Consider the following 13,983-nt stretch of genomic DNA (forward strand, 5'->3'; position numbering starts at 1 on the left):
ACGTTCCTTTTAAGCCGCACGTCTACCGGCGAGGTTTGGCTTTTTTGTTTTTTTGGCCTTAGTCTTTTTAAAGGTACCATTGGCTTTTTTGCGGAAGCCACCCTCAGGCTTCTTCTTATTGCCGCCACCAAAACGGCGTTTCTGGCCATTGCCACCCCCGCCAAAGCGACGACGCTTTTGTTCACCGCCCGCTTTAAACGGTAACGGATCAGCATGATAGGGGTGATCGTCATGGATATCGACGCGCTGTTTAATCGTGCGTTCAATCTGTTTGAGAAGATCACTTTCCCCATCCGTACAGAATGAGAGAGCGATCCCGCTTTGGCCCGCACGACCTGTACGACCGATACGGTGAACATAAGCATCACCTTCCAGCGGCATGTCATAGTTGATCACGTGTGAGATATCAGCCACATCAATACCACGCGCGGCCACATCTGTGGCGACCAACAGTTCGATATTACCACTACGGAAAGCCCGCAAAACACGCTGGCGTGCAGATTGTTGGCGATCACCATGAATGGTGTCCGTTTTATGACCACGATCGCGCAGGCTTTCACACAAACGATCGGCCATAGCTTTCGTGCGGGTAAAGATCAGTACCTTTTTCAGGGTCGGGTCATCCAACAGGTGGGCGAGCAGCTTTGGCTTGTCTTTTTGTTTCAGATGCAAAACACGGTGGTCAATGGTTTCAGCCACGGTGTTTTCACGCGCCACTTCCACATGTTTGGGCTGAACAAGCAGACCTTTGGACAGGTTGCGGATTTGTTTGCTCATGGTCGCAGAGAACATCACGGTTTGTTTTTCTTCCGGCATGTTTTCAGCAACTTTATTCACGTCATGAATAAAGCCCATATCCAGCATACGGTCCGCTTCGTCCAGAATGAAGGTATGGACATTGTCTGTTTTGATGGAGCCACGTTCCATATGATCCATCAAACGCCCCGGTGTCGCAACAACGATATGCACACCGCGTTGGAGCTGCTGCAACTGCTGCTTATAAGGGGAGCCGCCATAAATAACGGTGTGGAAAACTTTTTGGCCTTTGGTGAAAGAACGAATGCTAACGCCAATTTGTTGAGCCAACTCACGGGTCGGGGCCAAGATAATGCAGCGCGGTTTGGCCGCAACGGTCTTTTCATTTTCTTCTAACAAGCGATGCACCAGCGGGAGAACGAAGGCTGCGGTTTTACCGCCCCCTGTTTGGGCAACACCCATCAGGTCAAAACCGTTCATCAAATGGGGAATAGCCTGATTTTGAATGTCAGTCGGGGTGTCAAAGCCTTGTTTCTGGATGGCGTTCAGCAACGGCTGCGCCAGACCCAGCATATCAAATGTGGTCACGGACGTGTTCCTATATCATCTGCGTTTAGATCATCGAAATGCAAGTGATGATCTGTAAAACTTCCGCACATGATGCCCAAATCGGGGCAAGGAAACGCGACCAAGAGACTTAACGATTAAGCCGAAGGGCACGTGCATTTATCGCACGCACGGAAAAATCTAAAAGCCCATCAGCCTTACTTGTCATCCTCGCGAAAGCGGGGATCTTTTGATCATAAAGATTCCCGATCTAAATCGAAAGACGCTATATGTGAGATGCGCTCTAGGGCTGCTTATCTACTTTTTGGGCGGATTTGTCAAGAAAAGCTTTCGCAACTGCGAAAAGAGATAGGCAAAAAAAAGAGGCTGCGCTCAATGAAGAGCTGCAGCCTCTAGAAAAAACCTTACAGGGGGAAGGTTTATTTTTTCAGCTTCAGAACTTGTTCTTTAACTTCGTCCAGAGACTCTGTGAAACGAGTGTGGATAGTTTCAAAAGCTTCAGTGTTGGATTTGCCAGCCATTTCAGCCAGTTCACGCATGTTGGACAGAGCTTTCTCAACAGCGTCTTTTACCAGATCAGTCTGTTGAGCAACTTTGTCTTGCGGCTCACCAGCAGTAGCCAGATCTTTAAAAGTAGACTGCATTTCTTCCATTGCTTGGCTCAGGATTTCAGCTTGACGCTTGAATACAGCCTGCATGCCTTCCAGAGCAACTTTGTTTGCTTGAGCCAAAGCTTCAACGTTTTTCTTTTGGCTTTCCAGAATGATGTTGCCATCAACGCCTGGGATTTTGTACTCAGAAAATGCTTTCTGGAAATCGCCCATGAATTTCTGCGGGTCGAATTCACCCATCAGTTTAGTCGGGTCAAAATCACCGAACATTTTTGTTGCATCGAAAGAAAACGGGTTAGCAGAAGATGTGGATTTTTTAGCGTTAGCCATAATAGTGAACTCCAAATAAAAGTAATAAGGTTTGCTGCACTGCAAAATTTCTGAGGGGAATATGGTCTAAACACGTAAAAGTGTCAACTGGTTTTTTGTGCGGCGCACAAAATTTCACCTATCCCCCTATCCAAAAGGCATAGAGAACAGCACTATCCCTTTGGTTTATTTGATAGTTTCAGAAAAAGAAAAATTTTATGACAATTCGCCTCAGGTAAGGGATTACCCTGCCAGTTCCTTGGAACGTTGCGTCGCAGCAAGAACAGCGTCACACATTGGTGCAGCGATTCCATCTTCTCCCATCAAGACATTCAGGGCTGCTTCGGTTGTGCCCCCCGGCGATGTCACATTAATACGCAACTGTTCTGCCTCAGAAGAACTTTGACGCATCAACTCACCTGCCCCGGCTACTGTTGCACGTGCCAATTGGGTCGCCAGCTCTTCAGACAAGCCCGCTTTCACCCCGGCTTGGGTCAAACATTCGGTCATATAAAAGACATAGGCCGGACCGGACCCTGATACAGCTGTTACCGGGTCCATCAACGCTTCCTCTTCAATCCAGGCAACTTCACCGATGGCTTCCAACAGGTCGCTACATTGTTCTTTGGCTCTGTCACTGACATTGCCATTGGCATAGGCAACGCTGATGCCCCGACGTACAGCAGCAGGCGTATTGGGCATCACACGAATAATCGCAGCCTCAGCCCCAAAGAAACCTTCAAAATAAGAAACCGTTTTGCCCGCAGCAATGGAAACAAAGGTCGAAGCCGCGCTAAATCGTTTACAGGCTGTGGCAGCCCCATCCATGCCCTGAGGCTTCACGGCCAGAATCACAATATCAGCGGGAAAGCCCTCTTCAATATCAGTAATATCATCGACAACACGCACATCATGGGTATCGCGCAGGGACTGGGCATGTTCTGCACTTTGTTCAACAATGCGAATACTATCTTTCGGCACCCCCTGATCCAACCAGCCCTCAAGCATGGCACCGCCCATTTTACCGCATCCAATCAATACCAGTCCCATAAGCTTAGTCTCCTACTTTTTGGCCTTCGGCTTCCAGTTCCGAGGTTTTTGTTTCGATGGTTTCTTCCAGTTTGGCCATAAATTCGCGCCGCTTCAAGCCTGGATCAATCGGTGGCATGATTTCCATGATGATTTTACCCGGTTTTTTCAGGAAACTACGACGCCCCCAATAAAGACCGGAATTCAGCGCAACTGGAACAACAGGCAGTTTCATCTGGGTATAAATCGCAGCCACACCAGGGTGATAGGTTCCCGGCGTTCCCGGCGTAGAACGGGTCCCTTCGGGAAAGATGACGACATTGCGACCGTTATCAAGTGCTGCTCTAACATCAGCCACCATTTGCTTTAACGCACTGGCCCCAGCCTTGCGATCCACCGCAATATGGCCGCTGCGTTTCACATACCAGCCATAAAACGGGATATTAAGCAGCTCTTTCTTCAAAATATAAGCTGTTGAAATACGCAATAAAACAAACACTGCCGTATCCCAGGCAGACTGATGTTTACAGGCAATCACCGCCCCACTTTCCGGCAGATTTTCCAATCCGCGTATTTCATAATCAATCCCGGTGATATGACGCATACCCCACATGACATATCGGGTCCAGAACTGGGAACCTTTGCGCATTTCCTGTGAGGAAAAGAGCATCAAAATCAACAGAATTAACGCAATAACGGCCGTGCCGCCAAAAAGATAAATGTTAAAAAGAAGAGAGCGGATAAATGTCATTTCAAAATCTCAATATCGGTCAGACGCGCCAGTTCCTGTCGTAACCAGACCAGCAGATACTTGTTATATTCACCAATAAGCAACCCTGCCGTACCCGGCCAGCGCCACCATTGGTCCACTTTTACATGTTCAGGAAAAACCGGATGGGCGATAATTTTCGTTTCCGGCAAAGAATAGGAAAATTCCAGCAGGCTTCGCGGCATATGATAATTCGCCGTCACCAGCCTAAGGGACGTAAAGCCTGTTTTTGTCACCCACTGCAATGTTTCCTTGGCATTGCCACGGGTATTATCGGCTTCATGCCCAATGTCGATACAACATTCCAGCTCGGCCGGGGCACGTTTGGATAAAGACAATAATTCTTCCAATTCCACCCCCCGATAAACACCGGAAATCAGCAGTTTTTCAGCCCTTTTGTCCGAAAGCAGACTCAAGCCCGTGTTCAACCGATGGGTGCCCCCGGTTAACACCACAATGCCATCGGTCTGCGTAAATCCATCGGCTACATGACGCGGCACCAGATTGGTAAAGGCAATAAAGCCCCCTGCCCAAACCAGACCTGCAACAAGTACAAGCAAGGAAAAAGGACCTAAAAGGCGACGTTTCTTTTGTTGTGCAAACCCCACCATCTTAAAACGTCACACCATTTGCTTTAAGGTGCGCAACACCGCAGAACGTGCCGTCAGATACCCCATAAACGCGGCCATCACCGGCAAGGAGCACACCACAATCCACTGAATAAGCGTGATATCAATTTGCGGCAGCAAGGCACTTTCAACCTGACGATAAAGATAGGCAAACCCGCCAAAGGTCGGCCCGGCCACTGCCAGCCCCAACAAGCCGCCCTTAAAGGCCAGATGCATGGAATGTTCGGCAAACTGGCGGGCAATATAACTGTCTTGTGCACCAATGAGATGAAGAACTTCAATCACCTCGTGATGAATCGCCAATCCCGTGCGAGTGACAAAAAAGATGGTCCCCACAGTGGCAAAACAGATCAGCCCCAAAACAATATAGGCCCCCCAGGTCAAGGTTTGGCTCATCCGAATAAGACGGTCCAGCCAGATGCGGTGATCATCCAGTGTTGCCCCTGGTGCCACCTTGTTAAGCTGATTAATCAACTCCTGCGCATCCAGTGGCTTTGAAGAGCGCAAGGCCACATCAATTAAATGTGGCAAAGGCATATCCGCCAACGTTGCCCCGCTACCCAGCCAGGGTTCCAGCAATTCCAACACATGGTCTTTGGCAATCGGTTCTGCCATCACCACAGCCGGGTGGCCGCGCAAAATTTTCAGTGCTTCGGCAATCTGGGTCTGGTCTTGCTTGACACTGCGTGCCGGTGGGATTTGCACCGTCAGTGTATCACTGACACCACGTTCCCAGCGGTTGCTGACCGATTGCATAATCGAGGTCGCCACAACAGACAAAGCCGCAAGATACACCATAAACCCCACCAGCCACGGCAAAAAACGTGTACCGGGGTCTTTATCAAGGGGCAGGTCCTTATGGTGGTTTAAGGAAAGGAAATTCATGAAATCTTTCCTTCCATACGGATACCACCAGCCCCACGCGCCGGGCGCAACGGCCCCATCTGTTCAACCCGCCCACCATCAATACAAATGCGTGGATGACCAAACTGGCGCACCAGACCTTCGTTGTGGGTTGCCATCACAATAGTCGTGCCCAACTTGTTAAGTTCTTCCATCAAATGGAGCAAACGCACAGCAAGTTTATCATCCACATTCCCGGTGGGTTCATCGGCCAACAACAGGCGCGGGCGTTTGATGATGGCACGCGCCAAGGCCACACGTTGCTGTTGACCACCCGATAGAGTATTGGGCTTGGCCTCCATATGATTTTTCAGACCAACCCAGGCGAGCAATTCTGTGACATGTTTTTTAATATCGCTTTCATGAACACCAGCCACCCGCATAGGCAAAGCAACATTATCAAAGGTGGACATATGGTCCAGCAGGCGAAATTCCTGAAAGACAACACCGACCTGACGGCGCAGGGCTGGCAGTTTTTCACGTTGGATGGTGGCAATATCATTCCCAAAAAGCGAAATCAAACCACGGGTTGGACGATGGGCCAGATACATCATCTTCAACAACGAGGATTTACCGGCACCACTGGGACCTGTCAGAAAATGAAACGCGCCTTCTTCCAGTGTCAAAGACACATCGCGCAGGACCTCGGGTCCCACGCCGTAGCGTAAACCAACATTTTCCAATTTTACGATAACCAAGCCAGCCATCCTTTGATTTTGAATTCAAATGCCTTTTTACGCATTCTTTGTCGATTCGTTAAGACCTTATTCACACATATTATATTAAAGTGGATACTAACGAGATTTTTAGGTGTTGGGTAGTCTTGCCTCGTGTATAAGAAACGCCTATAAAGAATAAGGACTTAAGGTATTTGTTGGTGGCCTCATGATTGTAAGTTGTCCAAGCTGTTCGGCGCATTATTCCGTCCCTCTCGCCGCATTAGGTGAAGAAGGGCGTACACTTCGTTGTGCAAAATGCGGCCATTCATGGGAACAACTCCCTTATGAAGATACGGTGCTGGAGCTGAACGAACATGAAGAAACAGAGGCGCCGCCACCACCGCCGCCAGCCCCTAAACCCGTTGTCATCCCTGAACCCGAGCCGGAACCTGAGCCCGAGCCTATTTTTGAGCCGGAGCCAGAACCCGAGCCGGAACCGGAACCCATTTTTGATCCCGAACCGGAGCCCGAGCCGGAGCCCGAGCCACTGGCGGCCAGTGATCGTTTTGATGAAGAAGACATGCCTTCTGATGAAGAGCTGAATAACTTCTTCTCAGATACAGATGACATTCAACCTATGGAATCCATGGCAGAATCCATGTACACCAAGGATGATATTCTGGACGATATGGATGACCCGGAACCAATTCCGGAAGTCTTCACCGCCCCGGTACGCCAAAAAGAGAAAAAGAAAAAAGGCGGTTTCTTCCGCTTCCTGCTGTGGCTGATTATTATCTGCTGTACCCTCATTGCCGGTCTCCATTTCGGGCGCCCTTATGTGATGCAATATGTCCCGCAGGCTGATCCTGTTTACAAGATTTACGACCAGTATTTTGGTATGGCTCAGGAAATGATGGGTATGAAGCCGAAACTGTCTGACCTGATGGAAATCCGTGATGTCCATTCTTCGCGTCGCAAAGAAGGCGAAGATGATATTCTGATCATCGCAGGTGATGTAGGCAATATTTCCGAAGCCACCCAGATGATCCCGCAAATCCGTGTCTCTCTTTACGATGCAACGGATCAGGAAGTTCAGTTTGTGGTCGTCAATACACAGGATAAGGAAGTGGCTGCGGGCGGAACAACACCGTTTGAAGCCTTGATTAAAAATCCGGTTTCATCGGCACGTCGCCTTGAAGTCACGTTCATGGAAGCCAAACCTGAAGCGAAATAATAGCCGCTTCAGGAAACGGTCCGAAAAGACGTTACACTAAAATATTAAGGTAATAACCGCGCGGAACATCATCGCGCAAAGGCTCACCAGAAGCCAGTAAGCGGCGCAACCGTTCCAGTGCACCACGAATATCGGGTCCGTCACGACGGCCAACCTTGGCGATACGAACCCGTTCCTCACGGTCTGCACCGTAAGAGCCACGATCCCCGACGACGGGCTGGGTCGTTGACCCGGATATGCGAATATTTGACGACATGCCAAAGATTTTAGGCCATGCCTGCACAAAGATAAAGTTTTTTCATTGACCCGACTACAGGTTCATAGTTTAGACATCCTGCTCCCTGTAGCGAAAAGGAGCATAAATCCATGGAAAAAGACTATATCGAGAACTTCGCCAAACGAGCCATCTCTCCGGAAGACTTCGATCATAAAGGCCACCTTTATATGGCCTGGGTTCATTTAAAATGGTTTCCTTTCCAAGACGCAAACCAGAAAATCTGTACCGGCATCCACGATCTGGCGACCCAATTTGGTGCCCCTGAGAAATATCACCGTACCTTGAGCGAAGCCTTTGTCCGTATTGTACAGTCCCGCCTGAATGAAGAGACGAAGACGTGTTTTGAATGCTTCGTCAAAGAAAACAGGGATTTAATAGAAGATTCAAAATCCGTTCTTGCCCAATATTATTCCCACAGCCGACTCTATAGCGCTGAAGCCAAATCAAGCTGGGTCCAACCAGATCTACAGGACATCACATGAAAACAATTTCACAATTTGCCCGCCAATTTGGATTATCGCGCTCTACGTTGCTGTATTATGAGCGCATTGACCTGTTAAAACCCGCAAGCCTAAACGCCAAAGGCTATCGTCTCTATGGTGACGAACAAATCCGACAGATGGAAAAGATCAGTCTTTATCGACAAGCGGGCCTTTCTCTGGAGGCCATTCAAAGCCTCTTGAAAGACGACCAGCAAAGTCAGTTACGTGACTGCATTGAAACCCAACTTGCCACCCTTAACAAACAAATTGCCGCACTTTATGCCCAACAAAAAGTCCTGCTTGGTCTTTTAGATGCTAAAAAACGCCAAGAATTAAGGACATGTCATGTCAATGTTGCCCAATGGGTCGCCATGCTGGAAGAAATTGGTATCGACGCTAACGGACAGGATCAATGGCATCAGGTGTTTGAACGCGATGCACCCCAAGCCCACGAACAATTCCTCTATTCTCTAGGGCTGGATGAAACCGAAGTCCAATCCATCCGCAAACAAGCCAAAAAAAACGATTAAGGTCAGCTCATCTTGTAGAAATCGGATGTTTTGGTGATCGCAGGGACCACATCATGACCACGGACCTCATCAAAACGTTCCAATGTCCATTTCACAGAGGGAAAAGCCAGTTCTTCCCACGGAATATCCTCCCAATGAAACAGGTTAACTTCAAGGCTTTCACTACCTGCCTGAAAATCAGCGGAACGCATCTGGGCGCGATGCATAATCATCACATGGCCGACACTGGGGACTTCATAGACACCAATGATATCTTTGATATCAACATGTACCCCAGCCTCTTCATAAGCCTCACGGGCCGCAGCCTGAGCAACGGTTTCATTGAGTTCCATAAACCCCGCCGGGAACGTCCACTTCCCAATGGAAGGGGCAATCGCGCGGCGACACAGCAGAAACTGATCTTCCCACGTACAGACCGCCCCCACGACAATCTTGGGGTTCTGATAGTCAATAAAGCCACAATCAGGGCAGACAAGCCGTTCGCGGTCATCGCCTTCGGGAACTTTTTTGACAGTTGGGCCGTTAAATCTTTGATCAGACATGGACACAGTTTGCCCTGTCACGCTCAAATAGGCAAGACTGTACAGCCCTTTTCTCTAAATCTGACCCGCTTTCACGTTTATCTCAAATAATGTGGGTAGAAACCTTGCATACAGCGGTGTTATTCACCGCAAATGGAAGGTGCCGCCCTCCACATTATTTGAGATAAACGCCTCTGGTGGACCTTATCTGTACTTGTGTCGCGTCAATTTGCTTAATCGATGCCCCGCATCGCTTTGCACAATTTTCCTAACTCAAGAAAAGATAAGGCTCCATGAAACGGGTCAGATTTAGAGAAAAGGGCTGTAAGCAAACTCTCGCTTTTTTATAAGCGATAAGTCCTTGCAAATACATATGAAGTTAGACAACACTACGTTTGAAGTTACCCCCATGATTTTGACCAAGAGAAATTTTTTTTATGTTTTTTAAAACTGATGAATCCCATCCCCTGCCCCATCATCCTTTCAAAGCCTGCATCGTCCCGCGCCCTATCGGGTGGGTCAGTACGGTCAGCGCAGAGGGAATCGGCAACGTCGCGCCCTTTAGCTTTTTTAATGGTGTGGCACAAAACCCACCTCAGCTAATGGTCGCAGTCAATGGTAAGACCCCTCATGCGGATACCAAGGATACGTTGCAAAATATTGAAAATACAAAAGAATTTGTCATTAATATTGCTAATTATGACTTGCGCAACGAAATGTTTCGCACCGCTGCCCCAGAACACCCTAACACTGATGAAGCCGATGTTGCTGATTTAGAGATGACCCCCTCCACCTTAATAAAACCAAAACGGATTAAAAACTCACCCATCCATCTGGAATGTGTTTTAACCCAGTTTGTGCCTCTTTTATGTGACTCAGAGTCAGAACGAAACACGGCTATCTTCGGAAAAGTCGTTGGCATTCATATTGATGACGACTGTTTGGTCGATGGCAAGGTTGATATTCGCAAGGTAAACCCCATCTCCAGACTGGGATATAAGGATTATGCCACGGTTGGTGACTTGTTCCAAATGAACGCAAAGTGGCGCAAAAGCTAAAGTTCTTACTTGTTTTTCACGTTCATTTCGGCCAGTTTAATCAAAACAACGATTGCAGTAACAAAAGGTTAACCCCATGTCCTACGATTCAAACAACATTTTCGCCAGAATTTTACGTGGTGAGATTCCGTGCGATAAAGTCTTTGAAAATGAACATGCACTGGCCTTTAAAGACATCGCCCCGCAAGCCCCTGTTCACCTGCTGGTCATTCCAAAAGGGGCTTATGTGGATTTTGATGATTTCACCCTCAATGCCACAGAAGCCGAGATTGCCGGTTATATCCGTACCATTGGTGTGGTGGCACGTGAAGCCGGGGTGAAAGAAAGCGGTTATCGCATTCTCTCCAACCTTGGTGAAGAAGGTGGTCAGGAAGTCCCCCACCTTCATGTCCATATTTTCGGTGGCAAGCCTTTGGGCCGAATGATCAAACCGATCGATAAATAAGACTCTCTTTCTTTAATCAGGGAGTCTTCCCCTGATTATAAAGACCCATTGGGGGAAGGTCCGTTTTGTGAAAAGCAAAAAGCCATGACCCCAATTTCCCGTGCCTTATTGATAATGGCCTTTGGTATCGCCTTCATGAGTTTCATGGATGCCATTATCAAGCATCTCAGCGACGAACTGAGCGCCGCGCAAATTTTATTCTTTCGCTCCTTTTTCGGCCTGTTACCCTTATTGGTCCTGTTCTTCAGAAAAGGATCGCCCACGTCCATTCGTACCAAACGCCCCTTACTGCATGTATTGCGTGCCGCCTTGGGGGCCTTGATGTTTGTGTCCTTCACCATTGGCCTGCGTGAAATGTCACTGGCCAATGCCTTGGCCATTTGTTTTGCCGCGCCCTTTTTCATGGTTGGCTTCTCTCTCCTTCTCTTAAAAGAACCTATTGGTCCCCATCGGATCTTTGCCATGCTGGCCGGGTTTGGCGGTGTCTTGATTGTCCTGCAACCCGACACGGGTATTTTTGATGGCGGGGCGGGCTATATGCTGATTGTGGCCCTGTCCTATGCCCTGACACAAACATTGGCGCGCAAATATAAAGACAGTGAAAGCACCTTCTGCCTCACCTTTTGGGGGACAAGCGGGATGACCTTATGCGGGGCTGTCATGATGGTATTTTTCTGGCAAGAACTCACCCTCATGGCCTTGGTCTGGTGTGTTGCCATGGGGGTTTTCGGCACCTCAGCCCATTATCTCATGACCGAAGCCGCGCGCACCGCCTCACCTGTCGTGGTCAGCCCCATGGAATATACCGCCCTGATCTGGGCAGCCGTATTTGACTGGGTTGTCTGGCAAAGCGCACCTGAACATGCCACAATGATCGGCAGTCTGGTGATTGTCGCCAGTGGCATCTATATTGTCTGGCGTGAACGTCTTCCCCATAAAGAAGTGGTATCCTTATGATTATTCGTCCCATTGAAATTAATGATTATGGCCGCTGGTTTGACCTGTGGCAGGCTTATCTGTCTTTTTATGACGTGCAACTGGATGATGATGTCAGCGAAGGGGTATGGGAACGGCTGATGAATGAAGATGACAAAGACCTGTGGGGCCTTGTCGCCGAACAAGATGGTCAAGTCATCGGCTTTACCCACTATTTTTTCCATGGCACCACCTGGCATCCCACCAGCTATTGCTATCTGGAAGACTTGTTTGTGGATGAAAACGCCCGTGCCAATGGGGCCGGGCGGGCCTTAATCAATGGGGTGAAAGACGCAGCCCAAGATGAAGGGGCTGCAAAACTTTATTGGCATACCAATAAAAACAATGAACGCGCACAAGCGCTCTATAATAAAGTCGCCAATCTCTGTGACTTTATTCGCTACGACATTCCTTTATAGCGTCATCCCCGACGTTGATCGGGGATCCAGAGAAGTACCAAAATCCGTGCTGGATTCTCAATCAAGTTGAGAATGACAGTCGCTTACTCGTCTTCCAGCTTTTGCTGCAAACGATAAGGGTGTGGCGGATACACCCCCAAAATGCGCATGTTGGAGGTAAAGAAATCCAGCTCTTCCAAAGCAAGGCGTAAATCGCGGTTTTCCGGGTGCCCTTCACAATCGGCATAAAACTGTGCCGCAATGAACGTACCGTCCACAATATAGCTTTCCAGCTTGGTAATATTGATCCCGTTGGTGGCAAATCCCCCCAATGCCTTAAAGAGGGAGGCCGGAACGTTACGCACACGGAAAATGAATGATGTCACTGCCTTGCCTGCTTTCGGGTGCGGGACAACGGCTTCTTTGGACATCACCACAAAACGGGTGGTGTTATGTTCCGCATCTTCAATATCAGCGGCCAGCGATGCCAGCCCATAAATTTCACCTGCCAGTTCAGAGGCAATCACCGCCTTGGTCGTATCGCCGGATTTGGCAATATCCTTGGCAGATCCGGCCGTATCCACTGCAACCACAGGCGTGATAGCATGTTCCTTTAAAAAATCACGACATTGGTTCAACGCATGCACATGGCTGTAAACTTCCGTCACATCTTCCAACTTGGTGCCCGGCAGCGCCAACAAATGGTGATTAATGCGTTGATAATGTTCCCCAATGATATGAAGACCCGATTCCGGTAAAAGATGGTGAATATCAGCCACACGACCTGCCACTGAATTTTCAATGGGGATCATCGCCAAAGCCGCCTTACCGTCACGCACCGCTGCAAAGGCATCTTCAAACGTGCGACACGGCAATGTGTTCATTTCCGGGCGCGACATGCGGCAGGCCAGATCGGAATAGGCACCAAGTTCACCTTGGAAAGCAATGAGTTTGGCGGGGTCAACCGGACGGGACAATTCTGACATTCTTCACTCTTATCTTTTCTTTTTATGGTTTCAGCGCAGCACGTGCACGTTCCAGATCAGCCGGAGTATCCACCCCTAACGGCACCGTGTCAACGAGGGCAACGTCAATACGCATGCCATTTTCAAGAGCACGTAGCTGTTCCAGCTTTTCACGTTTTTCCAATACGCTGGGGGCCAAGCTGACAAAACGTTTTAAAGCCTCGCGCCGAAAAGCATAAAGACCGATATGATGATAAAGCGGCCCCTCCCCATAAGGGGCCGTTGCACGGGTAAAATACAGGCCATGACCCACGTTGGCCCCTTCTTCAAAGCCCACAACCGCTTTCACCACATTGGGGTTTGTGCGTTCAGACTCTTCTGATATTTCAACAGCCAGTGTTGAAATATCCACCACTTCTTTACCCAAGGGTGCAAAAACCGTGCGCACTACATGGGGATCCAACGTCGGCAAATCGCCCTGAACATTGACCACCGCATCATAAGCCCCTTTGGGGTCAAAATTTTCAATGGCTTCAAACACCCGATCAGACCCGGACGGATGATCCGGCTTGGTCAAAATTGCATGGCCCCCTGCACTGGTGATCGCATCGGCAATTTCTTTTTCTGCACAGGCCACCACAACCGGACCGATCTCCGCTTCCATGGCACGGCGCCACACATGGACAATCATTGGCTCCCCATGGATATCGGCCAACGGTTTACCAGGCAGACGTTCTGAGGCCATACGGGCCGGGATCACAACAACGGGATTTTTAGGCAAAGACATGGGCTTAATCTCAATTGATAAATTCTGTTGAAATCAGTTTTAGACCATTTCCCCCATAAGTCAAAGCGTTCGCCCATAT

Annotated in this window: 18 protein-coding genes; 7 read left to right on the top strand and 11 right to left on the bottom strand. The window is 48.9% G+C overall.

Translation table 11 applies throughout. The features are described 5' to 3' along the window. Positions 1 to 9: 9 nt before the first annotated feature. From E4K71_RS15540 to ftsE, 7 genes are all read right to left on the bottom strand, one after another. Positions 10 to 1,344 (bottom strand): DEAD/DEAH box helicase, encoded by a 1,335-nt coding sequence (locus tag E4K71_RS15540; RefSeq protein ID WP_135081185.1) that lies wholly within the window; start codon positions 1,342 to 1,344, stop codon positions 10 to 12. A gap of 398 nt (positions 1,345 to 1,742) precedes the next feature. Continuing rightward, positions 1,743 to 2,264, bottom strand: coding sequence for a phasin family protein (locus E4K71_RS15545; RefSeq protein WP_240796829.1), 522 nt, complete (start codon positions 2,262 to 2,264; stop codon positions 1,743 to 1,745). 222 nt (positions 2,265 to 2,486) lie between these two features. Then, entirely contained in the window at positions 2,487 to 3,293 is an 807-nt protein-coding gene (proC, locus tag E4K71_RS15550) for a pyrroline-5-carboxylate reductase (protein WP_135081186.1), read from the bottom strand. Positions 3,294 to 3,297: 4 nt separating this feature from the next. Beyond that, positions 3,298 to 4,023 carry a lysophospholipid acyltransferase family protein gene (locus E4K71_RS15555; RefSeq protein ID WP_135081187.1) on the bottom strand — a complete coding sequence of 242 codons (726 nt, stop codon included), beginning with the start codon at positions 4,021 to 4,023 and terminating at the stop codon, positions 3,298 to 3,300. Next, the gene (locus E4K71_RS15560) at positions 4,020 to 4,652 is read right to left on the bottom strand and encodes a YdcF family protein (RefSeq protein ID WP_135081188.1); all 633 of its coding nucleotides are present in this window, start codon (positions 4,650 to 4,652) and stop codon (positions 4,020 to 4,022) included. The genes E4K71_RS15555 and E4K71_RS15560 overlap by 4 nt, the downstream gene beginning before the upstream one ends. 9 nt (positions 4,653 to 4,661) lie before the next feature. Next, positions 4,662 to 5,555: a cell division protein gene (locus tag E4K71_RS15565; protein WP_135081189.1), complete on the bottom strand. Its 894-nt coding sequence runs from the start codon at positions 5,553 to 5,555 to the stop codon at positions 4,662 to 4,664. Continuing rightward, complete coding sequence (gene ftsE, locus E4K71_RS15570; RefSeq protein ID WP_240796922.1) at positions 5,552 to 6,265, bottom strand: cell division ATP-binding protein FtsE; 714 nt, start codon at positions 6,263 to 6,265, stop codon at positions 5,552 to 5,554. Before ftsE ends, E4K71_RS15565 begins: the two co-directional genes overlap by 4 nt. Before the next feature lie 193 nt (positions 6,266 to 6,458). Between ftsE and E4K71_RS15575 the strand changes: the two genes are divergently transcribed. Further along, positions 6,459 to 7,466, top strand: coding sequence for a DUF3426 domain-containing protein (locus E4K71_RS15575; RefSeq protein ID WP_135081191.1), 1,008 nt, complete (start codon positions 6,459 to 6,461; stop codon positions 7,464 to 7,466). A gap of 31 nt (positions 7,467 to 7,497) precedes the next feature. Here the strand turns inward: E4K71_RS15575 and E4K71_RS15580 are convergent, their stop codons facing one another. Continuing rightward, positions 7,498 to 7,722: a hypothetical protein gene (locus E4K71_RS15580; protein WP_135081192.1), complete on the bottom strand. Its 225-nt coding sequence runs from the start codon at positions 7,720 to 7,722 to the stop codon at positions 7,498 to 7,500. A gap of 110 nt (positions 7,723 to 7,832) precedes the next feature. Between E4K71_RS15580 and E4K71_RS15585 the strand changes: the two genes are divergently transcribed. Both E4K71_RS15585 and E4K71_RS15590 read left to right on the top strand, forming a co-directional pair. Further along, positions 7,833 to 8,225 (top strand): hypothetical protein, encoded by a 393-nt coding sequence (locus E4K71_RS15585; protein WP_135081193.1) that lies wholly within the window; start codon positions 7,833 to 7,835, stop codon positions 8,223 to 8,225. Then, entirely contained in the window at positions 8,222 to 8,755 is a 534-nt protein-coding gene (locus E4K71_RS15590; protein WP_135081194.1) for a MerR family transcriptional regulator, read from the top strand. Before E4K71_RS15585 ends, E4K71_RS15590 begins: the two co-directional genes overlap by 4 nt. A 2-nt stretch (positions 8,756 to 8,757) precedes the next feature. On the opposite strand, the gene E4K71_RS15595 is transcribed toward E4K71_RS15590, so the two are convergent. Then, positions 8,758 to 9,297, bottom strand: coding sequence for an NUDIX hydrolase (locus E4K71_RS15595; RefSeq protein ID WP_135081195.1), 540 nt, complete (start codon positions 9,295 to 9,297; stop codon positions 8,758 to 8,760). Between the two features lie 416 nt (positions 9,298 to 9,713). Between E4K71_RS15595 and E4K71_RS15600 the strand changes: the two genes are divergently transcribed. From E4K71_RS15600 to E4K71_RS15615, 4 genes are all read left to right on the top strand, one after another. Then, positions 9,714 to 10,334 (top strand): flavin reductase family protein, encoded by a 621-nt coding sequence (locus E4K71_RS15600; RefSeq protein WP_135081196.1) that lies wholly within the window; start codon positions 9,714 to 9,716, stop codon positions 10,332 to 10,334. A 76-nt stretch (positions 10,335 to 10,410) separates the two neighbouring features. Then, the gene (locus E4K71_RS15605) at positions 10,411 to 10,779 is read left to right on the top strand and encodes a histidine triad nucleotide-binding protein (protein ID WP_135081197.1); all 369 of its coding nucleotides are present in this window, start codon (positions 10,411 to 10,413) and stop codon (positions 10,777 to 10,779) included. Between the two features lie 84 nt (positions 10,780 to 10,863). Then, the gene (locus E4K71_RS15610) at positions 10,864 to 11,736 is read left to right on the top strand and encodes a DMT family transporter (RefSeq protein ID WP_135081198.1); all 873 of its coding nucleotides are present in this window, start codon (positions 10,864 to 10,866) and stop codon (positions 11,734 to 11,736) included. After that, positions 11,733 to 12,173, top strand: a complete 441-nt coding sequence (locus tag E4K71_RS15615) for a GNAT family N-acetyltransferase (protein ID WP_135081199.1) — start codon at positions 11,733 to 11,735, stop codon at positions 12,171 to 12,173. Before E4K71_RS15610 ends, E4K71_RS15615 begins: the two co-directional genes overlap by 4 nt. Positions 12,174 to 12,256: 83 nt before the next feature. On the opposite strand, the gene E4K71_RS15620 is transcribed toward E4K71_RS15615, so the two are convergent. Together E4K71_RS15620 and E4K71_RS15625 are read right to left on the bottom strand one after the other, a co-directional pair. Continuing rightward, positions 12,257 to 13,138 (bottom strand): prephenate dehydratase, encoded by an 882-nt coding sequence (locus tag E4K71_RS15620; RefSeq protein WP_135081200.1) that lies wholly within the window; start codon positions 13,136 to 13,138, stop codon positions 12,257 to 12,259. A gap of 22 nt (positions 13,139 to 13,160) precedes the next feature. After that, positions 13,161 to 13,904: a 3-deoxy-manno-octulosonate cytidylyltransferase gene (locus E4K71_RS15625; protein WP_135081201.1), complete on the bottom strand. Its 744-nt coding sequence runs from the start codon at positions 13,902 to 13,904 to the stop codon at positions 13,161 to 13,163. Between the last annotated feature and the right edge of the window lie 79 nt (positions 13,905 to 13,983).

Origin of the sequence: Terasakiella sp. SH-1 (genome assembly GCF_004564135.1) — a bacterium.
Taxonomy (GTDB): domain Bacteria; phylum Pseudomonadota; class Alphaproteobacteria; order Rhodospirillales; family Terasakiellaceae; genus Terasakiella.